Genomic DNA, 20,258 nt, shown 5'->3' with positions numbered 1-20,258 from the left:
ACTGCGTCGCCTCAGGTTGCGCAGTTGCAATTCACCGCAATCCAACCGTCAGGTGCGTCCGTCACCTCCCACAAAGCCACCTCCCCGGCGAAGGCCGGGGCCCAAATGGGGGCGGTAGCTGACGGAGCGACCCCCTCGATTACGCCCACCTTTCCAATTGGGCCCCGGCCTTCGCAGGGGTAGAGCTACCTCGTGAGTGATCTCCGCGTTCCGAGCCTCACCCAGCCGCAAACGCAGCCCGCACGAACCGCGCACACGCCTCAGGCGCAGTGATCGGGATCATGTGCCCGCCCTCGATCGTGTCGATCGTGGCGCCTGGAATAGCAGCCGCCGTCCGGTGACCGTTCCAGGCCGGATCGAGGATCGCATCCTGCCGCCCGAACAGAATCCGCACCGGCACGCCGATCTCCGCATACCGGTCGACCATCGCCGCCACGTCGTCATTCGCCCCGGCGAGATCCGCCGCCGCCGCCGCGATCGCGATCGGCCGTGCCGACAGTGCGCCGCCGCCCCTCGTCACGAAATCATCCGGCACCGCCTCGGGCGCAAACACGCCTTCGAGCGTCTTCTTCGCGGTTAACCGGCTCAGCGGTGTGCCGAGCACCTGCGCGAACGCCAGACGCGCGCCCGAGGGGATGCGGGCAAGCCCACGGAAGCTCTCGGGCACCTGCTCCAGCGGCCGCGTCAGTGGCGCGATCAGCGCGAGCGCGCGAACCAGGTGCGGATGGTCGAGCCCGACCGCCAGGCTGAGCGCACCGCCCAGCGAATGCCCGACCAGCAACGGTCGATCGAGCCCGAGTTTCTGGATGAAGTCGGCGATGATCGCGCCCTGCCCGATGATCCCCGGCATGGCCCCGGTGGCGGTCGAATAGCCCGAGCCCGGCCGGTCGACGACGATCACGCGATAGTCGTCCTTCAGCAGGTCGACGAGCGCATAGCTGAAATTGCGCAACTGCCCGCCAAGGCCGTGGACCATGACGATCGTCGGCCCGCTGCCGACGTCGATATAATGCAGTCGTGCCCCCGCGACGTCGAGAAAGCGTCCCTCCGCCGGCACCAGTTCCTCGGCACGACGCGCGATCCGGCTCGAATAGAGCGACAGCCCGATCCCCGATACCGCCGCCAGCAGCGCCCCGCCGATCAATCCCTTGCCCGTCCGACTCATCGCAATCTCCTTCGATTCCATAGTGCGCTGAACGCCCGGCCTTGTCCAAAGTCGCAGCCGCGTAATCCATGGAACCGGTCGCAGCCTCCGGACGTCCGATCCGCGAAGGAGATGCGCGGGTGGATCCACAGGCTCGAACGATACTCGACACGATCACGGCACTCGCGCCCGACGTCGATCCGAACGCCGACGATGCGCGGTGGCTGGCTGACTTCCGCTACCAGACGGCGCTCTTGAAGACCTTCTCCGGCGATCCGGAACCGGTCCATGCGATCACGCATCTCCTGATGCCCTCCGAGTCCGGTCCGCTGACCGTCCGCCTCTATCGCCCGAAACCCGGCCCGTTGCCGCTCCTGCTGCATATCCACGGCGGCGGCGCGATCGCGGGGTCGATCGACGGACACGATCCGGCCCTGCGCGCGCTGGCGAACCGAACCGGGTGGCTGGTCGCCGCACCATCCTACCGCCTGGCGCCCAAACACCGCTTCCCCGCGCAACTCGACGATTGTTGGACGGCGTTGCTGGGCCTGACCGGACACGCCGACGCGCAAGAGATCGACCTGTCGCGCGTCGTCATATCGGGAGACAGTATAGGCGGTACGCTCGCCACGGCGCTCACCGCCCGCGCAGCATCCGAAAATGGACCTGCGCTACACGGCCAGATCCTGCTCTACCCGAACACCGACCTGCGCCGCCATGCCGCCTACCCGTCGCGCCGTAGCGAGACTGGCAACATCATCGACGCGCAATCGCTCGAGCGGCAGATCGACCTGTATCTCGCTTCAGACGCAGACCGCGCCGATCCGCGCACGTCGCCTGTCCTGGCAGACGACCTTGCCACTTTGCCCCCGACCCTGCTCATAACCTGCGAGAACGATCCCCTGCGCGACGAGGGTGAGGCATATGGCCAGCGTCTCCGCGACGCCGGCGTCGCCGTCGACCATGACCGGTTCGACGGCATGATCCACGCGTTCCTGCAGATGGGCGGGCGAATGGACGCGACCAACCGGCTGCTGGACCGCATCGCCCGCTGGCTCGACGCCCGATGATGGAAGAATGGTGCACCCAGAGCGATTCGAACGCCCGACCCTCAGATTCGTAGTCTGATGCTCTATCCAGCTGAGCTATGGGTGCATCGCCTTGCCATGATGGCTCAGCAGCGCCGCTATGAAGCGGAAAATCCTGGTGCACCCAGAGCGATTCGAACGCCCGACCCTCAGATTCGTAGTCTGATGCTCTATCCAGCTGAGCTATGGGTGCACTGGAGGGGCGCTGATAGCAGGCATTTTCCGGGGCGCAAGGGTTTGCCGCGATAAAGTTGTGTCGAACGACGCGGACGCATAGAGCGGCAGGCATGAAACGCGCCTCCTCGCTTCGATCGCTGTCGCTCATTGCCGTGCTCGCGGTGTCGGCGTGCAGCAAGGATACCACCGCCTATCCGTCGCTCGGTCTACGGCCCGTCGAGAAGCTGGGATTCGCCGAGCCTGAGGTGAAGACGGTGGTGGCGACGCCCGATCCGGCGCTCGACGCGGATATCCGGACGATCGCGGGCAGGCTCGATGCGATCAGCACCGGGTTCACGCGCGATGCGGCCAGGGCCGATGCACTCGCACGGACGGCCCGCGGCGCCGCGGTCGGCAGCGATGCGTGGCTCGCCGCGCAGACCGCGCTGGCCGGGCTCGACGACTGGCGCGCGCAATCGTCGGCGCTGGTCACCGACATCGAACAGCACGCCACCGATCGCGCCGCAACGCTGCAAGCCGATTACCCCGCGCTGGCCGCGATCCGCGACAAGGCGCAGGCCGAGAATGATCGCCAGGGCGCCACGATCGCGCGCATCCAGGCAAGCCTTCCGGCTGCTTGAGCCATCCGCAATCCTCCCCCGCCAGGGGGAGGTGGCTGGCACTTGCCAGACGGAGGGGGAGGTAAGCGCCAGGATCGGTTGCGTGTCCTCCCCCCTCCGCCACCTGCGGTGCCCCCTCCCCGCCGGGGGAAGGATCGAACGGCTAGAACCCATTCAACAACGGCAGGACCGTCGAGTAATCGTCGGTCCATACGCCGAAGCCCTTGCGCGGCACCAACGGCGCCCAATCGGGATCCCCCGACCGCAACGCCGCGATCGCGCGCGGATCGCGCGACAACGCCACCCAGTCTGACGCCGATGCACGGTCGACCAGCTGGCTCGACGGACGGTATTTCAGTTCGACCGTAGTCCACCCGCCCTCTCGCGCCGCCGCTGCGATCACCGGCTCCAGGTCGATGAAGCGGTTGGAGATATGCACCAGCAGCAGGCCGCCCGGCGACAAGACTCGGCCATAGGTCGCGAACGCTTCGCGCGTCATCAGGTGCATCGGCACCGAATCCGACGAGAACGCGTCGAGCGCGAGCAAATCGAGGCTGTCGGGCGCATCGTGCGCCAGCGCTATCCGGGCATCGCCCATCCGGATCTCGGATCCGGGCAGGCAGCGCGACAGATAGGTGAACTGCCCCGTATCGCGCGCGATCCGCACCACCGCCGGGTCGATCTCGTAGAACCGCCAGCGCTGGCCCGCTCGCGCGTAGCACGACAGCGTCCCCGTCCCGAGCCCGACGACGCCGATCCGCGCCTGCGGACCGTACAGCCTGGGCGCGGCGAGCATGGCCTGCCCGACGCCGGATCCAGCTGCGTAATAGGTCGTCGGCGTCCGCTCGCGCTCGGGTGACCCACGTAACTGGATGTCGTGCACCGTCGTCCCGTGATCCAGCTCGCGAACGCCGCCATTCGGCCCCGGCGTGTCGCGCACGGTATAGACGCCGAAATAGCTCCGCACCCGCGCCCCCGGGTCCAGCGAGAACTCGAGCGATCGATACCCACCGAACAGCACCAGCGCCCCCGCCAGTACGACCAGATACGGCCGCCGCGCACCGATCGCGACGGACCCCATCGCGGCAATCACGAGGAAATCGAGGCCTTGGCGGCTGTCGCCGAACACGCCATCCGGATTGCCGACCCTGAGCCCGGTGAGGACGAGGATCGCGGTGACGATCCCCAGCAACGCGACGTGTTTCGCAGGTCCCTTGCCGCTCCACAGCGCGCGGAACCGTCCGAACAGATAGAATTGCGGCACCAGCGCGCCCGCCGCCAGGATCAGCAGCGGATATTCGTACGTCCAGTCGAACACCACTGGAGCCACCAGCGCGGCGAACACTCCGCCGAGCGCACCGCCCGCCGACATTGCGAGATAGAAGCCGGTCAGCCGATCGGGCGCCGGTCGCTTGCGATACAGCGCGGTATGGAGTGCGACCGAGATCATGAACAGCAGCACCAGCGCGATCCCCGCGCTGAAGAACGGCCGCTCGTTGACCCCACCCATGATGATCCCGCCGAACAGCAGGATCGTGATCGGCGCGATCCGCGTCAGCACGTCGGCGAGCCAGCGATCGTTCGCGAACGCCACGCTGAAGCTCAGCAGGTACAACCCGAGCGGGATCACCCACAGCAGCGGCATCGCGACGATATCGGTGGTGATATAGGTCGAGGTCGCCAGCATCATCCCCGACGGCACCAGCGCCAGCGCGATCCAGTGCGCGATCCGCCTGGCGCTTGGCGGCGGGCTGGTCGCGGCGACATGGTCGACCGCCGCGGTCTTGGGCAGGCGCGTGGCGCACGCGAGCACCAACAGGATCAGCAGCAGATACCCGCCGCTCCACAACAGGCTCTGGCCATGCACCGCCATCAGCGGCTCGACCAGCAGCGGGTAGGCGATCAGCCCGGCGAAACTGCCGAGGTTGGAGGCGGCATACAGCGCATAGGGGTCGCCGCCGCCGCTCGCCGCGCTGAACCAGCGCTGGATCAGCGGCGCCTGCGCGGACACTGCAAAGAACAACGGCCCGATCGACAGCCCGAGCAGCCACGGCACCCAGAGCGCGGGCAGCGCATCCGCCGGCAGGTCCATTGCGATCAGGCCGATCGGCAGCCACAGGGCCGCGACGATCAGCACGCCGAGGTGGATCGCCGCCTGCGCCCGCGGCCGAACGCGCCCGAGCCAATGCGCATAGGCATAGCCCGCGAGCAGCAGCGCCTGGTACACCAGCATCGCCGAGTTCCACACAGCCGGCGCCCCGCCCAGCCGCGGCAACGCCATCCGCGCGACCATCGGCTGGACGAGGAACAGCAGGAATGATCCCGTCAGGATCGTCGCGACGAACATCGTCCGGCACCAGCGTGCCATCAACGGACGATGCTCGCCCAAATGGTTCTCAGACATAGGCGGGACGGTCGATCCGGTAGAGGATGTGGCGGCGGAGAGGATCGTCTTCGGCGAGCTTGGGATGATCGAAATCGCCGTCGACCACGCGGCTCATGCCGAGCCGTTCCATGAGCGTCCGGCTCGACCGGTTGGCGGCCACGGTGATCGCCCAGATCGTCGGCAGGTCGAGCCGAGCCCAGCCCCAACTCAGCGCCGCCTCGGCGGCTTCGCGCGCGTACCCCTGCCCCCACGCGTCGCGGACCAGGCTCCAGCCGATCTCGGGCTTGTCTTCGATCGGCGTACCGACCGGCCCGGGCTTGATCCCGCACCAGCCGATAAAGGCACCGGTATCGCGCCGTTCGAGCGCCCAGAAGAACGCGCCATAGTCGGCGAGGATCGCGGTCTGACGTGCCACCACCGCCGCCGACTCGGCGAGCGAGGGCGGCGGCCCGAGATAGGCCATTACTGCCGGATCGGCGCACATCGCGTGATGCGCGGCGGCATCGTCGTCGCGCCAGCCGCGCAAGGTCAGCCGCTCGGTCTCGATCATCCGCCGAGCAGTTTGGCCGCATGCGCCGCGTGATAGGTCAGCACGCCCGAGCAACCCGCGCGCTTGAACGACATCAGCGTCTCCAGCACCATGACGTCGCGCTCGGCCGCCCCTGCGGCGACCGCGGCCTCGATCATCGCGTATTCGCCCGACACCTGGTACGCGAACACGGGCACCTCGAACGCCTGGCGCACGCGGACGATGATGTCGAGATAGGGCAGCCCCGGCTTGACCATCACCGTGTCGGCGCCCTCCGCCAGGTCCATCGCGACCTCGCGAAGGGCTTCCTCGGCGTTGGCGTTGTCCATCTGGTACGTCTTCTTGTCGCCCTTGAGCAGCCCGCGGCTGCCGACCGCATCGCGGAACGGGCCGTAGAACGCGCTGGCATATTTGGCGGCGTAGGACATGATCTGGACATTGTGGTGCGAGTCCGCCTCCAGCGCGCTGCGGATCATGCCGATCCGGCCATCCATCATGTCCGACGGCGCGATGATGTCCGCGCCCGCATTCGCCTGGTTCAGCGCCTGCGCGACGAGCATCTCGGCGGTCGTGTCGTTGACGACATAGCCCGCCGCGTCGACCAGCCCGTCATGGCCGTGGCTAGTATAGGGATCGAGCGCAACGTCGGTCAGCACGCCGACCTCTGGCACCGCGTCCTTGAGCGCGCGGATTGCCTGGCACATCAGATTGTCCGGGTTCAACGCCTCGCGCCCGTCGTCGGTGCGGCGTTCGGGTTGCGTGTAGGGGAACAGCGCGATGCACGGGATGCCGAGGTCGCGCGCCTCGCGACCGCGCGCGACGATCCCGTCGACCGACCAGCGCGAGACGCCGGGCAGGCTGGCGATCGGTTGCTCAATCCCCTCCCCCTCGGCCACGAACAGCGGCCAGATCAGGTCGGCGGGAGTCAGCACGGTCTCGGCATGGAGGCGGCGGCTCCAGGCGGAGGCGCGGGTGCGACGGAGGCGAAGCGCGGGATAGCTTGCGGTCATGCGCGGGCTTTGCGTGATGCGCGCGGGCCAATCAAGCGTTACGGGTCGAGCGTTACGGGTGCGAAACCGCATTCCGTGCGTTGGGGTGCTCATGCCGAACGATACGATCACCTCCGCCGCGCTCGTCGTCAACGCCAAGTCGCGCAAAGGACAGGCGATGTTCAAGCGCGCCTGCGCGGCGATGTCGGGGCTGCCCTACGATGTCGATGCGCACGCCGTCGAGAATCCCGACGAGCTTGAGGCGACCGTCCTGCGCGCGCTGGCCAAGAAGCCCGACCTGCTGATCCTCGGCGGCGGCGACGGCACGGTCAGCGGGCTCGTCGACCTGATGGTCGGGCATGACGTGATCCTCGGCGTGCTCCCGCTCGGCACCGCCAACAGCTTTGCCCGCACGCTCGGCATTCCGCTGAACATCGAAGGCGCGGTCGAGGTCATCCGCACCGGCAAGCCGCGCCGCATCGATCTCGGCATGATCGACGGCGATTATTTCGCGAACTGCGCGGCGATGGGCATCAGCCCGAAGATCGCCGAGACGGTCCCACACGGCCTCAAGAAGGTCTTCGGCAAGGTCGGCTATCTGACCTGGGCGGCCTATCAATATCTCCGTTTCCGCCCGTTCACGCTGATCGTCGGCGAAGGGCCCACCGCGGTGAAGATCCGCGTCGTCGAGGTACGGATCTCGAACGGGCCCTATCATGGCGGCACCGAACTGGTCGACGCGGCGGCAGTCGATTCGGGCGAGATCGTCGTGCAGGCGGTGATGGGTCACGTGAAGCGCCGGCTGGTGCAGAACTGGGTCTCCAGCGTGTTCCGGCTCGAGTCGCGGCACGAGAAGGTGCGCGATTTTCGGGGCAAGAGCCTGAAGATCAACACCATCCCCCCGCTGCCGATTTCGATCGACGGCGAGGTGCTGGCGAAGACCCCGGTGACGGCGAAGGTGGCAGCGGGGATCATCCGGGTGATGGCGCCGGCTTGAGGGCTGCGCGCGACGGCCGCTATCGGTCGACGCCCTCGCATCCCTGTTTCCTGCTCCCTCTTGTTCTCCCGCGAAGGCGGGAGCCCAGTCTGGGTCCCCGCCTTTGCGGGGATACATTTTGGGGAGGAGTAACCCTCCCACACCACCCCGGCGAAGGCCGGGGCCCAACTGGGGGACGTCGCTAACTGAGGGCGGCGTACCGTTACTTCAGCCTTGCCAATTGGGCCCCGGCCTTCGCCGGGGTGGAAACGGAAACGGAACCCCTACTTAACCCGCCGAACCGTCAGCACCTTAACCGGCGCGGCGATCATCTGACCCTTCATCACCCCCACCCCAGCCGTCGGCGAGGTCGGCGCAGCAAGAATGCGCTTCACCACGTCCATTCCCTCAACCACATGCCCGAACGCCGCAAACCCAGCGGTGTCCCCAGTTCCCGCCGGGTTCGCGTCCAACGACAGCACCGGCCCGACCGTGATGAAAAAGTCCGCCGTCGCGCTCCCCGGCGCAAACCGCGCGAGCGAGATGGTGCCGTCGACATGCGACAGGCCGGTGGTCGTCGTCGGCTCGTGCGGAACAGGCTTCAGGATACGCTTCGGATCGCCCTGCGGCCCGCCCTGGATCAACCCAGACTCCGCGCCGAGCTTCATTGCGCGGTAGAACGTGACCCCATCGAGCCGCTTCTGGTCGACATAGCGCAGGAAATTGGCGGTCGTCAGCGGCGCACGATCCTTCTCCAGCGCCAGCGTGATCACCCCCTCGCTCGTCGTCATCACGATCGAAACGGTCGCCGCAGGCACAGCCTCGGCCGGAACGGGCGTTGCGGGTGCCGCCGGCGCTACGGTTTGCGCCGAACCGGCAACGGCACAGAGAAGGACGAGCGACGCGCCAAGTGTTTTCAAGATCATGGCCGAGGCTACCGCGCCAAACGCGCGCTGTCAGCCGAGAACATCAGCCGAGAACGATGCGAGATTGCCCACCGCAAAGTTTTGCTTGGGTTTGCACGTCCGCACGCAATGCGTATCCGTCGAACGATGACCGATCTCGCCATTCTCTACGAGCACCCGCTCTGGTTCGAACCGCTGTTCGCCGCGCTCGATCGCCGCGGCGTCGACTTCTCGCGCGCCACGCCCGACGGATGCTGGAACCCCGCGGACCAGACCGCTCCCGGCCGCGTGGTGTTCAACCGCATCGCGATGTCGAGCTTCCTGCGCAACGACGAGCATCCGATCTTCGACACGATGGCGATGCTCGACCACTGGCGCCGCACCGGAGCGCGCGTGATCAACGGCGCCGACGTGCTCGCGATCGACGCATCCAAGGCGCGCCAATTGTCGCTGATCGCGTCGCTCGGGCTCGCGATCCCCGAGACGCGCGTCGTCCACCGCGCCGCCGACGTCGTCCCCGCCGCGCAGACGCTGCGCTTCCCGCTGGTCGTGAAGGCGAACATCGGCGGATCGGGCGCGGGCATCATCCGCTTCGACAGCCTCGAGGAGCTCCGCACCGCCGCGGCCGATAACGGCCTGCCGAGCAGCGTCGACGGCGTGTTGCTGGTCCAGGAATATGTCCCCGTCCGCGACGGTGCGATCACCCGGATCGAGACGCTCGACCGCAAATTCCTCTACGCGATCGAGGTCGCGGGCGGCGGCGCGTTCGATCTCTGTCCCGCGGATGCGTGCGTCGTCCCCGGATCGGGCATCAGCATGGCCGCGGTCGAGCCCTCGCCGACCCTGCGCGACGCCGCCGAAGCGATCGTCCGCGCGGTCGATCTCGACGTCGGCGGGGTAGAGGTGATGATCGACGACCGCGACGGCGTAGCGCGCTTCTACGACATCAACGCGCTGTCCAACTTCGTCGCCAAGCCCTTGGACGTCCTCGGCTGGGACCCGCACGACCGGCTCGTCGATTACCTGGTCGAACAGATCGAGAAGGCCCGCTGATGCGCTACGGTTACTGGACTCCCGTCTTCGGCGGCTGGCTTCGCAACGTCCCCGACGAGGGTATGGAGGCGAGCTGGGCCTATACCAAGGCGCTGACGCAGAACGCCGAGCGCTGGGGCTACGACTTGACGCTGATCGCCGAGCTGAACCTGAACGATATCAAGGGCCTCGAACAGCCCGCGCTCGATGCGTGGTCGACCGCGGCGGCGCTGGCTGCGGTGACCGACAGCATCGAACTGATGGTCGCGGTCCGCCCGAACTTCCACCACCCCGCGCTGTTCGCCAAGGCGGCGGCGAACATCGACCGGATCTCGGGCGGGCGGCTCGCGCTCAACGTCGTGTCGTCCTGGTGGGCGGACGAGGCGAAACAGTACGGCCTCCAGTTCGACCAGCACGACGATCGCTATGCGCGCACCGCCGAATGGCTGACCGTGGTCGACGGGCTGTGGACGCAGGAGCGGTTCGACTTCGCCGGGCAGTTCTACACCACCGAACAGGCGATCTGCGCCCCCAAGCCCGCCAAGCGCCCCACCGTCTATGCCGGCGGCGAGAGCGAGAAGGCCAAGACGCTGATCGCCGCGCAGTGCGACGCGTACGTCATGCACGGCGACCCCGCCGCCGCGATCGCACCCAAGATCGCCGACATGGCCGCACGCCGCGAAGCAGCAGGCGGCGCACCGATGCAGTACGGCATGGCCGCCTATGCGATCGTCCGCGACAGCGAGGCCGAGGCGAAGCGCGAACTCGAGCGCATCACCAGCGTCACCGAACTCCCCGCGGGCTATGCCAATTTCGACCAGTGGCTGTCGGGCACACAGCTCGAACGCGAGATGAAGATCCAGGAATATTCGGTCTCGAACCGCGGCCTGCGCCCCAATCTGGTCGGCACGCCCGAACAGCTGAAGGAGCGTATCGCGGAGTACGAGGCCGCCGGCCTCGACCTGCTGCTGCTCCAGATGAGCCCGCAGGCCGAGGAAATGGAGCGGTTCGCTGTGCAGGTCATGGGCTCGGCATGATCCGTCTCGTAGACGTTACGAAAACCTACCCGGCAAGCGAGGCCGCGGCGCTAGACGCCGTGTCGCTCGAAATCCCGGCGCGCGGCGTGTTCGGCGTGATCGGCCAGTCGGGCGCGGGCAAGTCGACGTTGATCCGCCTGATCAACGCGCTCGAACGCCCGAGTTCGGGCCGCGTCGAGGTCGATGGCGTCGACGTGGCGTCGCTCTCGTCCGCGGACCTGAGGACGCTACGCCGGCGGATCGGCATGATCTTCCAGAATTTCGGCCTGCTGTCCTCGCGGACGGTAGCCGCAAACGTCGCGTTCCCGCTGGTGCTGGCCGGCGTCGCCAAGTCCGAGCGCGAGACGAAGGTCGCCGCGCTGCTCGACCGCGTCGGCCTGACCGACCAGGCCACCAAATACCCCGCCCAGCTGTCTGGCGGCCAGAAGCAGCGCGTCGGCATCGCCCGCGCGCTGGCCACCGATCCTGACATCCTGCTGTGCGACGAGGCGACGAGCGCGCTGGATCCAGAAACCACCCGCTCGGTGCTGACGCTGCTCCGCGACCTCAACCGAGATCTCGGCCTGACGATCGTCCTGATCACGCACGAAATGGACGTCGTCCGCTACGTCTGCGACCACGTCGCCGTCCTCGAACGCGGCCGCATCGTCGAAACGGGCGCGGTCACCGACATCTTCGCGGACGCCCAGCATCCGGCGACGAAGCGCATACTGGCGGCACTCGCGGCATGAGTTTTTTCGCCAACATCGACTGGTCGGACATCGGCCAGGCGTGCCTCGACACGCTGATCATGCTCGCCGGATCACTGATCCTCACGATCGCGCTCGGCCTTCCGCTCGGCGTGCTACTCTACCTCACCGGACAAGGCCGCCTGTCGCAGAACCGTGTCGCCAACGCCGTGCTCGGCATCATCGTCAACATCCTCCGCTCGGTGCCGTTCATCATCCTGCTGATCGTGATGATCCCCCTCACCGTCATGCTCGTCGGCACCTCGCTCGGCGTCGCCGGCGCGATCCCGCCGCTCGTCGTCGGTGCCGCGCCCTTCTACGCCCGCCTCGTCGAGGGATCGCTCAAGGAGGTCGACCGCACGACGATCGAGGCGGTGCAGGCGATGGGCGCGACCACGCGCCAGATCGTCACCGGCGCGCTGATCCCCGAGGCCCTCCCCGGCCTGATCGCAGGCGCCACCGTCACCGCCGTCGCGCTCGTGTCGTTCACCGCGATGGCCGGCGTGGTCGGTGCGGGTGGCCTCGGCGATCTCGCGATCCGGTTCGGCTATCAGCGGTTCCAGACCGACGTCATGGTCGTCACCGTCGTGCTGCTGGTCGTGCTCGTCCAGATCCTCCAATATGCCGGCGACGCGCTCGCCCGCCACTTTACCCGCCGCTAGGAACCCTCATGCACCGCCGCACCCTGCTCGCCACGCTCTCGCTGCTCGCGCTCGCCGCCTGCGGGGGGACCAAGACCAACGACGGCAAGACGTTGACCGTCGCCGCGACCGCGGTGCCGCATGCCGAGATCCTCGAATCGATCAAGCCCGCGCTCGCCAAGGAAGGCGTCGACCTCCAGATCCGCGTCTTCAACGATTATGTGCAGCCCAACCTCCAGGTCGAGCAGAAGCAGATCGACGTCAGCTATTTCGAGACCAAGCCGTATCTCGACGAATTCAACGCCTCGCGCGGTACGCATCTGGTGCCCTATGCCGGCGTCCATGTCGAACCGCTCGGCGCCTATTCGCGCAAGTGGAAGACGATCGCACAGGTGCCGAACGGCGCGACCGTCGCGATTCCGAACGAGCCGAGCAACGGCGGCCGCGCGCTGCTGCTGCTGCAAAAGGCCGGGCTGATCACGCTCAAGAACCCGACCAATCCGCTCTCGAGCCTCAACGACATCGCGACCAACCCGAGGAACCTGCAGTTCAAGGAACTGGAGGGCGCCACCCTGCCCCGCACGCTCGGCGAGGTCGATCTTGCGCTCATCAACACGAATTACGCGCTCGACGCGAAGCTCAATCCGGTCCGCGACGCGCTCGCGATCGAGGACAAGAACAGCCCCTATGTCAATTTCGTCGTCGGCCTGCCCGGCGGCGACAAGGACCCGCGCGTCGTCAAACTGATCGCCGCGTTACGCAGCCCGGCGACCAAGGCGTTCATCGAGCAGCATTATCAGGGTGCGGTGCTGCCGGCGTTCTGATACCGGCGCGAGCCTTGTTCGTGTAACTCCGAGGCTCCATGACGGTCGTCGCCGCGTATCTCTATCGCCATGGCAAACGCGTCCGCGCGGTCTCGATCGACGAGAAGGTCGATTGCCCGGCGGATCGGTCCGAGTTCGTCTGGATCGGCATTTGCGACCCGAGCGACGACGAGATGCGGACGTTGCAGGAGCAGTATACCCTCCACCCGCTCGCGGTCGAGGATGCGATCAAGGCGGACCAGCTGCCCAAAATCGACGTCTATGGCGACCAGTTGTTCGTCGTCGCGCGCACCGCCCAACTCGAGGGCGACAAGATCGCGTATGGCGAGACCGCTATCTTCGTCGGCCACAGCCATATCATCAGCGTCCGCCACGGCTCGGCGCGTTCGCACAAGGCCTTGCGCGAACAGCTCGAAGCCGCACCGACCTTGCTGGTCAACGGCGTCGACTATGTGCTCCACGCGATCCTCGACTACGTCGTCGACGGCTATCTGCCGATCGTCGAAAGCATCGAGGACGAGGTGCTGGCGATGGAACAGCGCACCATCGACGCCTTCCTGGGTCGCGACGAGATCGTCCGGATCTTCGGCCTGCGCCGCGAAATGATCCGCTTCCAGCGCATCCTCGGGCCGATGGGCGAGGTCGCGAGCAAGATCGTCCGGCTCGACCTGCCGTGCGTCGACAGCAACGCGAAACCCTATTTCAGCGACGTGCTCGACCACGTCCGCCGCGTCCAGACGATGGTCGAAGGGCTGCGCGAGGTGCTGACCTCGGTGTTCGAATTCAGCAACCTGCTCGAACAGCAACGCACCGGCGCGATCACCCGCCAGCTCGCCGCCTGGGCCGCGATCCTGGCGGTCCCGACCGCGATCGCCGGGATCTACGGCATGAACTTCGAGAACATGCCCGAGCTGAAGACCGAATACGGGTATTTCGTCGTGCTGGGCGTGATCGCGGTCGTCTGCGGCGCGCTGTATGTGAAGTTCAAACAGGCGAAGTGGTTGTAGGGACGCGTGGTACCCGACCGCTAATCCTCCCCCGCCAGGGGGAGGTGGCTGGCACTTGCCAGACGGAGGGGGCGGTAAGGGAAACGCCTGTTCCGTGTCCTCCCCCTCCGTCGCCTTCGGCGCCACCTCCCCCTAGCGGGGGAGGATTGAACGCCAGACTCAAACCTTGACGAGCATCTTCCCCGTATTTCCACCCGAGAACAGCCCCAGGAACGCATCCGGCATCGTCTCGAGTCCCTCATGGACGGTTTCCTGCCGCTTCAGCGTACCCGCCGTCAGCATGCCGCCCATGTCCTTGTAGAACTCGTCGGCGCGGCTCATGAAATCGCTGACGATGAAGCCACGGATCTGGATACGATTGCCGATCAGCCGCGCAAGATACTTGAGCTGCGTCGCCGCGCCGCTGTTATAGACGTCGATCATCCCGCAGATCGCGAACCGCGCATGCAAATTGGCGTGCGCCAGCGCCGCATCGAGATGCTCGCCGCCGACATTGTCGAAATACACGTCGATGCCCTTAGGCGCAGCTTGACCGAGCGCCTTCACCACCGGCACGTCACCCTTATAGTCGATCACCGCATCCGCCCCGAGCGACTTTACCCACGCGCATTTCTCCGCGCCACCGGCCGAGCCGATCACCGTCATGCCCTTCGCCTTGGCGACCTGCACCACGGTCGACCCGACCGCGCCCGCCGCCGCCGACACGAACACCGTATCGCCCGCCTTGGCCTCGGCGACCGCGAGCAGCCCGAAATAGCCGGTCATCCCCGGCATGCCGAGCTGGCCAAGAAACGCCTGCGGTGGCACGTCGAGCGCGGGCAGCTTCTGCACCTGCGCGGCGGGCACGACCGCCTCGTCGCGCCAGCCGGCCATGTGCAGCACCATGTCGCCGACCTTGATGCCGTCGTCGTTGCTCTCGACCACTTCGCCGACCGCGCCGCCCTGCATCGCCTCGCCCAGCGCGAATGGCGGGACATAGCTCTTCACGTCGTTCATCCGCCCGCGCATGTACGGATCGACCGACAGCCAGCGGTTGGCGATACGGACCTCGCCAGCGCCCGGCGCCGCCGTGTCGAGATCGATCATGGCGAAGTCGGTATGCTTCGGCATGCCTTCCGGACGAGTCTTCAGGCTCCATGCACGGGCCATAGCTTTGCTCCTGTCTTGAATATTCGTATTCTGGGTATGGCGAAACGCATGCTCCGCGCAACCCGCAAAAAAGCCCGGACGTCTCCGCCCGGGCTCGTTGCCGGCCGGCGTCAGGCGACGCCGACCGATATCATCATGCGATTAGTACGTGCCCGAACCCGACTTGCCGAGCGTGTCCGGCATCGTGCCCGTGGTCGATGAAGCACCCGTCGTGGTCGTGCTGCCGGCCTGCGTGGTCGACGCGTAACCGGTTGCACTGGCGTCCTTCTTGTCGCCACCGGTACGGTCGGCGCCAGTACGTTCGCCCCCGGTGCGGTCGCCTCCGCTGCGGTCGCCATATTCGAACATCGCCGAGTTGCGCTCCTCTTCCTTCCACGCCGCCTTGGCTTCGTCCGCCGACTTCGACAGCGTCACCTCGCCGTCGACGGTCTTGATCCAGCGCGATGGGATCGAGTGATGCACGCCGCCCGCATCGCGGTCGTTCTTGGTCAGCAGGATGCGGTCACCCTTCACCTTGTCGACGGTGCCGACATGGCTGCCGTCGGAGCCGACGACTTCCATATGCTCGGCAACTTGCGACAGCGAACTCCGCTGGCCCTGGCGCTCGGTGCGCCACGACGAGAACTCGTTCTCGAACTTCGACCGGTTCTCGTTGCGATACTCGTCATAGTCGCGGTCGAGCGCCGCGATCTGCGTGCTGCGCCAGCTATGATAGTGATCGTCGTGCGGGTTGGACGAGCGATTGCGGTTATCCGCATTGCCGTATGACCGCTCGTCATAGCGCGCATCGGCCTCGCGGCGCCGCTCCGCCTCGTCGTCACCGAACCACGAGCGGACCTCGTCACCTGCGCGTGCGATAAATCCACGATCGTCATAGTCGTAGCCCTGCGGCTGGCGGCCATAGCCACGGCTATCGCCACGCGATGCCCCGCGGCGGTTGTCGTCGTCCGCGTCGCGGTTGCGGCCTACATCCTCGAAGCGACGCCCGTCCGACGCATAGCTGCCATGATACTCGGTATCGCCCGAGCCCTGGCTGCGCTGACCATAAGAGCGTTGGCCAGAGGATTGCTGGCCATAGGCCTGCCCCGGACGCTGCTCGCCATAGCCCTGGCCCGATCCCTGGCCGTACCGCGACTGACCATAGCGATCACCGCCCGTTGGCGGCGACCGGTCATTATGGCCACCGTAATAGTCGCGACCGCCCTGATCGCGGCTATATTGGTCGCCACGCTCCTGGTCGCCACGCCCCTGATCGGCCTGCGAACGGCCACCACGGTTGTCGTCACGGTCATATTCACCAGCAGCTTCATACTCGCGCGCGCTGGACCTGGCGTATCCACCCCCATCGGAGCGGAAATCGCGACCATAATCCTGCGAGTTGGGCCGGCCGAAATAATCGCCCGACTGACGATCCCGGGTATTGCGTTCGTAGACCATAGGAACCTCCTAATTGCTATCCTGCGGTTGCCGGCTCCGTCGATCGCTCTTGTTGATCGCGGGGCCGTACAGTCCGAAGTCTACAAACGCCAAAAGCGCGGAATGTTCCTGTACTTGCGCGGCTCGACGCCGACACGACGCAGCGTTGCGACGACGCGCCGGAGGTGAACGCGAGCACCCTCACCAACCCAGTTGCAACACACAAATCGAGCCGCTAAGCCATCGATCCTGGCCTATGGCCAACCGCGCGGGGCCGTAGCTCAGATGGGAGAGCGCTGCAATCGCACTGCAGAGGTCCGGGGTTCGATTCCCCGTGGCTCCACCACGCGGAACCCCTTGAAATCGTTTTGAATTATGCAGTGCGCTTTAGCCGCACGCTGGTGAGTGCAACCACATCGGCATCGCGCTGGTATTGCAAATGGGTATCGGCGAACTCGCCTACCGCCTACGAGAACGCTCCGGTCGAGGCAGGAAATTCGTCGAGATGCTCCGGCTGAAGCGCGTTCATCTGCCGCCTACGGCCCGGCTGCCTTGTCCAGCAACCGCATCAATCCGCGTTCGAGCACTGCAATGGCCTGAACGTCGTTTACGACTTGCACTTGATTGTGTGTTAAGGAATGGGCGCGTTTCGCTGAATGAGGAATTTGAAAAGTGCAATGGCAAGCCGATACCATTCAGGCTGTCGTCTTCACCGCTCCATTTGGATCGGCACGGGAGGCTTCTGCCGTTTGGGCCGATCTATTCCCCGGTGACACGCCCGACGGCTACCAGCGAAATCCCGCGTCTCCGAATTTGCAATCTAGCGCATCGGGCGAGCGACTCGGTTATGCCGTATCAGTGAGCACGCAAGTGGGGCACATTGCGATCAATCTGAACCAGGTCTTTCGCCAGCTACCCGGCCTCATTTCATCACCGTCGGGTCCGCCACGGATTGAAGACGTGCCTGCGGCAACGCAGTTACTGGTCGACCTAGCCAAACGAATTTCACTCGAGTCGGACCCTGTGCGAATCGCAGTCGTGATAGATCTTGGCGCGACCATTAATGGCGAGTTGAAGGCTAGCCTGTTTCAAGACTCGCTGCCGGGTGTACCCTTCCCCGAAGGGGCAACTGACCCGAGCTTCTCATTTAACGCGCCAACCCGGTTCGCCCGTGCCGCGTGGTTAGTCATGAACCGAGTATGTACGTGGTCGACCGGCCAATTTGGTTTCGTCGCCGGCAATGCTCAGGGTATGCAGGCTGGCCTTCCGATGACGATGTCGAATTATATTGGCTGCAAGGTTGACGTTAATACTGCTCCTGGCCAAATTGTACCCAGAGCATTATCACAACCTATCTTCGACGAGCTTCGTGACGAAGCTTTGGCGATCGTGCGGGATCAGCTCAGAAGGTTTGCATGACCGTATACTCTCGTCCAATTGTTGACACTGGCTCTCCAGTCTGGGACGCTCTTGCGAGCGGCAGCGCTCTAGATTTACACACGCTTCGGAATAGCACCAGCAATCGTCGAACTTATGACGTTGATATCATTACGTCAGATTACCGCTTACATAAGTCAATGTTGACAAAAAGCGGCACTGGTTCCGAAATCGCCCAGCCGTATTGCTACGTTCGAGTGAGCGGAGCGCCGTCGCAAACCACGCCCAACAGCGCGTTCTCGATGCTATCTCTGGCGGATACTTATTACGCAAAGGCCGCGAATCAACTTTCCGATCTCCGGGACGCAACTGACGATTTCGGTGACGAGCTTATGGAAGACGCCGCGATTGATACGGCGCAGGAGATTTTGCACGCCCTTCAACGGTCTAATTATGCTCCTCCAGAGCTAAGCTGGCACGGGGGTGACGCTGTGGTAATGCTCTGGGCCGTCGGAGACATGACATATGCCATCACAGTAACGGACGGCGAATGGGGGTATGTCGCTCGCCGTGGGCACCGTCAGCTACGGATTGAAGATTCATTGAAAGTTGATCGGTTTGCAATCGAAGATATGCGCTAATCATGGCCGTCAATATTGAGCATTCTGATCGCATAGCGCGTTGCCTCATTTACCCACAGTTATTTAAAGGCAATATCCACGCAAATTCCAAGCTTTGGGAATTCGGGAAGCGCGAGGAGGACGGCGGTTCTCATCAATCGGCCGTCTTGCGGCGCTTAGCAGAAACCTCGGCAGAAGTTCATCGTATCGGTTGTAAAATCGCCACTGCTCAGAACGATAACTTGAAAGAACGACTTTCCCCGGCGCCGATCCCGTTAGATAAAAAACGATATTACTGTGGCTTCAGAGACGCGACTGTTGGCGCCCTGCTCGAAGGCACCGACGAATATCGTATCTCGATAAAGAGCCTTCCTGAATTTGGCGAAGAGGCGCACGTCGACGTCGGCTTGTTCATCGCGACGGGTGTTCCGAAAAACCGTCATGCAAACCTTCGAACTGATGCAGGGCTTGCGCTGGCGTTTCACTTTTCGCCAGCATCTCCTCATCTTTGCGAATGTGACAACGGAGACGACAACCATCCGTTCGTTAAGATAGGAACTGATAGCCTTCCTGATGTGTTGCCGGGCCCATGGCAGGGGATTTCGGTAATGATCGCGGGCGGCGTCGATAACTCAGTCACTGAGCTAGCCGTTGGTTTCGCCGACGTCTTTAAAACCACTGTGCTAGACGAGATGCCAGCAGCGAGCGCCCTTAGTCTACCGCCCCCGGTTGTGGACCGTGAGGGCTGAGCCTCGTATAGAGTGCCTTGGCGACCTCTCGTTCCTTCCAGTTCGGTAATATCCATCGCCAAGGCAATTCAGCCCCGTAATCGCCTGACATTCATAATTATGATTTTCGTGGTTCTGCCGTAGCACAGATGGGAACTGGAAAACTCGCCGAACGCTTCCCAGAACGCTTCGGTCGATGTGAGAAACTCTCTAAGGTACTCCGGCCGCAGGTGGGTATAGCTCGCACCTGTCCCCTGCTCGCTGTAGCCGGCAACTGCATCAATCTGCGCTTCAGGCACGCCTTGACGCTTATGCCATGTGTGGATCGTGTGGCGCAGCGTGTTGGGCGTACCGATGCCAACCATCTTCGGCCGGCGCTTGGTCTCTCCCAGTTTCTTGCGCGGCTCTAGCCATACCGGCTCGCCGTCCGCGTCTACCACCTGCCGTGCCAAACCTAGGTCCGGCCGGGCAGCATGGGCCGCGAGCAACACGCCTTCAAAGCCGTTCGCGATGTTCGCCGTCGGGCGCTCGAACCACTCCGCCCCACCAGCCGCACGCGTCTTTACCGAGGTCGGCGTGTGATACCGTATGAGCTTGCCGGTCACCCCGTCGAGCCACGGCGCCAGCGTCGGGCAGAGCGGCACCATCGCGCGGCGCTTGCGGGTCTGCTTCTCGTCGTGCCGAAGAAAGTAGATCAGGCGCTGGCGGATCTGAGTATCGGCATCCAGTTCAAGGACGCCTCCGTCCGTCCGTCCGTCCGTCGACAGGGTGATCATCGCGAACAAATGAATGTGCGCCGGCATCATTGCGGTGCTCGCCGCTATTTCAGCCTGCATAGCATTATCGCCGGTGTTTGTTCGCGTCGTTCCGACATTTGAGCTATCGACCCTGCGGGGGGATTGCACG

20 protein-coding genes and 3 tRNA genes are annotated in these 20,258 nt (G+C 65.0%); 13 read left to right on the top strand and 10 right to left on the bottom strand.

Annotated elements, in window-relative coordinates; all coding sequences use genetic code 11:
* Positions 1-217 precede the first annotated feature (217 nt).
* Positions 218-1,165 (bottom strand): alpha/beta fold hydrolase, encoded by a 948-nt coding sequence (locus HMP09_RS01070; protein WP_176498816.1) that lies wholly within the window; start codon positions 1,163-1,165, stop codon positions 218-220.
* Between the two features lie 119 nt (positions 1,166-1,284).
* Between HMP09_RS01070 and HMP09_RS01065 the strand changes: the two genes are divergently transcribed.
* A complete protein-coding gene (locus HMP09_RS01065) occupies positions 1,285-2,214 on the top strand; it encodes an alpha/beta hydrolase (protein ID WP_176498815.1) in 930 nt (309 codons plus the stop codon).
* 8 nt (positions 2,215-2,222) lie between these two features.
* Here the strand turns inward: HMP09_RS01065 and HMP09_RS01060 are convergent.
* Together HMP09_RS01060 and HMP09_RS01055 are read right to left on the bottom strand one after the other, a co-directional pair.
* Positions 2,223-2,299: transfer RNA gene (locus HMP09_RS01060), tRNA-Arg, on the bottom strand.
* A gap of 49 nt (positions 2,300-2,348) precedes the next feature.
* Positions 2,349-2,425 (bottom strand) — tRNA-Arg (locus tag HMP09_RS01055).
* Positions 2,426-2,519: 94 nt separating this feature from the next.
* Here HMP09_RS01055 and HMP09_RS01050 point away from each other — a divergent pair.
* Positions 2,520-3,029 carry a hypothetical protein gene (locus HMP09_RS01050; protein WP_176498814.1) on the top strand — a complete coding sequence of 170 codons (510 nt, stop codon included), beginning with the start codon at positions 2,520-2,522 and terminating at the stop codon, positions 3,027-3,029.
* A 142-nt stretch (positions 3,030-3,171) separates the two neighbouring features.
* On the opposite strand, the gene HMP09_RS01045 is transcribed toward HMP09_RS01050, so the two are convergent.
* The 3 genes from HMP09_RS01045 to hemB are packed head-to-tail and all read right to left on the bottom strand — an operon-like array spanning position 3,172 to position 6,933.
* Positions 3,172-5,412: a fused MFS/spermidine synthase gene (locus HMP09_RS01045; protein WP_232090513.1), complete on the bottom strand. Its 2,241-nt coding sequence runs from the start codon at positions 5,410-5,412 to the stop codon at positions 3,172-3,174.
* The gene (locus HMP09_RS01040; RefSeq protein WP_176498813.1) at positions 5,405-5,944 is read right to left on the bottom strand and encodes a GNAT family N-acetyltransferase; all 540 of its coding nucleotides are present in this window, start codon (positions 5,942-5,944) and stop codon (positions 5,405-5,407) included. The genes HMP09_RS01045 and HMP09_RS01040 overlap by 8 nt, the downstream gene beginning before the upstream one ends.
* Positions 5,941-6,933, bottom strand: a complete 993-nt coding sequence (hemB, locus tag HMP09_RS01035) for a porphobilinogen synthase (protein WP_176498812.1) — start codon at positions 6,931-6,933, stop codon at positions 5,941-5,943. Before hemB ends, HMP09_RS01040 begins: the two co-directional genes overlap by 4 nt.
* A 91-nt stretch (positions 6,934-7,024) precedes the next feature.
* On the opposite strand from hemB, the gene HMP09_RS01030 reads away from it, so the two are divergent.
* Positions 7,025-7,909, top strand: coding sequence for a diacylglycerol/lipid kinase family protein (locus HMP09_RS01030; RefSeq protein ID WP_176498811.1), 885 nt, complete (start codon positions 7,025-7,027; stop codon positions 7,907-7,909).
* Between the two features lie 263 nt (positions 7,910-8,172).
* Here the strand turns inward: HMP09_RS01030 and HMP09_RS01025 are convergent, their stop codons facing one another.
* Positions 8,173-8,814: a peptidylprolyl isomerase gene (locus HMP09_RS01025; protein WP_176498810.1), complete on the bottom strand. Its 642-nt coding sequence runs from the start codon at positions 8,812-8,814 to the stop codon at positions 8,173-8,175.
* A 126-nt stretch (positions 8,815-8,940) separates the two neighbouring features.
* Between HMP09_RS01025 and HMP09_RS01020 the strand changes: the two genes are divergently transcribed.
* From HMP09_RS01020 to HMP09_RS00995, 6 genes are read left to right on the top strand one after another with little or no spacing between them, the layout of a single operon-like run.
* A complete protein-coding gene (locus tag HMP09_RS01020) occupies positions 8,941-9,846 on the top strand; it encodes an ATP-grasp domain-containing protein (protein ID WP_176498809.1) in 906 nt (301 codons plus the stop codon).
* Positions 9,846-10,862, top strand: a complete 1,017-nt coding sequence (locus HMP09_RS01015) for an LLM class flavin-dependent oxidoreductase (protein ID WP_176498808.1) — start codon at positions 9,846-9,848, stop codon at positions 10,860-10,862. Before HMP09_RS01020 ends, HMP09_RS01015 begins: the two co-directional genes overlap by 1 nt.
* Complete coding sequence (locus HMP09_RS01010; protein WP_176498807.1) at positions 10,859-11,593, top strand: methionine ABC transporter ATP-binding protein; 735 nt, start codon at positions 10,859-10,861, stop codon at positions 11,591-11,593. Before HMP09_RS01015 ends, HMP09_RS01010 begins: the two co-directional genes overlap by 4 nt.
* Entirely contained in the window at positions 11,590-12,252 is a 663-nt protein-coding gene (locus HMP09_RS01005; protein WP_176498806.1) for a methionine ABC transporter permease, read from the top strand. The genes HMP09_RS01010 and HMP09_RS01005 overlap by 4 nt, the downstream gene beginning before the upstream one ends.
* An 8-nt stretch (positions 12,253-12,260) precedes the next feature.
* A complete protein-coding gene (locus tag HMP09_RS01000; protein WP_176498805.1) occupies positions 12,261-13,055 on the top strand; it encodes a MetQ/NlpA family ABC transporter substrate-binding protein in 795 nt (264 codons plus the stop codon).
* A gap of 38 nt (positions 13,056-13,093) precedes the next feature.
* Positions 13,094-14,062 carry a magnesium and cobalt transport protein CorA gene (locus tag HMP09_RS00995; RefSeq protein ID WP_176498804.1) on the top strand — a complete coding sequence of 323 codons (969 nt, stop codon included), beginning with the start codon at positions 13,094-13,096 and terminating at the stop codon, positions 14,060-14,062.
* Between the two features lie 159 nt (positions 14,063-14,221).
* On the opposite strand, the gene HMP09_RS00990 is transcribed toward HMP09_RS00995, so the two are convergent.
* Together HMP09_RS00990 and HMP09_RS00985 are read right to left on the bottom strand one after the other, a co-directional pair.
* Positions 14,222-15,211 (bottom strand): NADP-dependent oxidoreductase, encoded by a 990-nt coding sequence (locus tag HMP09_RS00990; protein WP_176498803.1) that lies wholly within the window; start codon positions 15,209-15,211, stop codon positions 14,222-14,224.
* A 141-nt stretch (positions 15,212-15,352) separates the two neighbouring features.
* Positions 15,353-16,648 (bottom strand): DUF2171 domain-containing protein, encoded by a 1,296-nt coding sequence (locus tag HMP09_RS00985; protein WP_176498802.1) that lies wholly within the window; start codon positions 16,646-16,648, stop codon positions 15,353-15,355.
* A 249-nt stretch (positions 16,649-16,897) separates the two neighbouring features.
* Here HMP09_RS00985 and HMP09_RS00980 point away from each other — a divergent pair.
* The 4 genes from HMP09_RS00980 (at position 16,898) to HMP09_RS00965 (ending at position 19,373) form a co-directional block, all read left to right on the top strand.
* Positions 16,898-16,973: transfer RNA gene (locus HMP09_RS00980), tRNA-Ala, on the top strand.
* Positions 16,974-17,299: 326 nt separating this feature from the next.
* Positions 17,300-18,046 carry a hypothetical protein gene (locus tag HMP09_RS00975; protein ID WP_176498801.1) on the top strand — a complete coding sequence of 249 codons (747 nt, stop codon included), beginning with the start codon at positions 17,300-17,302 and terminating at the stop codon, positions 18,044-18,046.
* Between the two features lie 158 nt (positions 18,047-18,204).
* Complete coding sequence (locus HMP09_RS00970; RefSeq protein WP_176498800.1) at positions 18,205-18,645, top strand: hypothetical protein; 441 nt, start codon at positions 18,205-18,207, stop codon at positions 18,643-18,645.
* Positions 18,646-18,647: 2 nt separating this feature from the next.
* Positions 18,648-19,373 (top strand): hypothetical protein, encoded by a 726-nt coding sequence (locus HMP09_RS00965; RefSeq protein WP_176498799.1) that lies wholly within the window; start codon positions 18,648-18,650, stop codon positions 19,371-19,373.
* A 68-nt stretch (positions 19,374-19,441) separates the two neighbouring features.
* Here the strand turns inward: HMP09_RS00965 and HMP09_RS00960 are convergent, their stop codons facing one another.
* On the bottom strand, positions 19,442-20,158 hold the full coding sequence (locus tag HMP09_RS00960; RefSeq protein ID WP_232090510.1) for a hypothetical protein: 717 nt from the start codon (positions 20,156-20,158) through the stop codon (positions 19,442-19,444).
* Positions 20,159-20,258: the final 100 nt, after the last annotated feature.

This window comes from Sphingomonas sp. HMP9 (assembly GCF_013374115.1).
Lineage (GTDB): Bacteria > Pseudomonadota > Alphaproteobacteria > Sphingomonadales > Sphingomonadaceae > Sphingomonas.
Note: the sequence above shows the minus strand (reverse complement) of the source record. Positions and strands in the feature narration are given on the sequence as shown.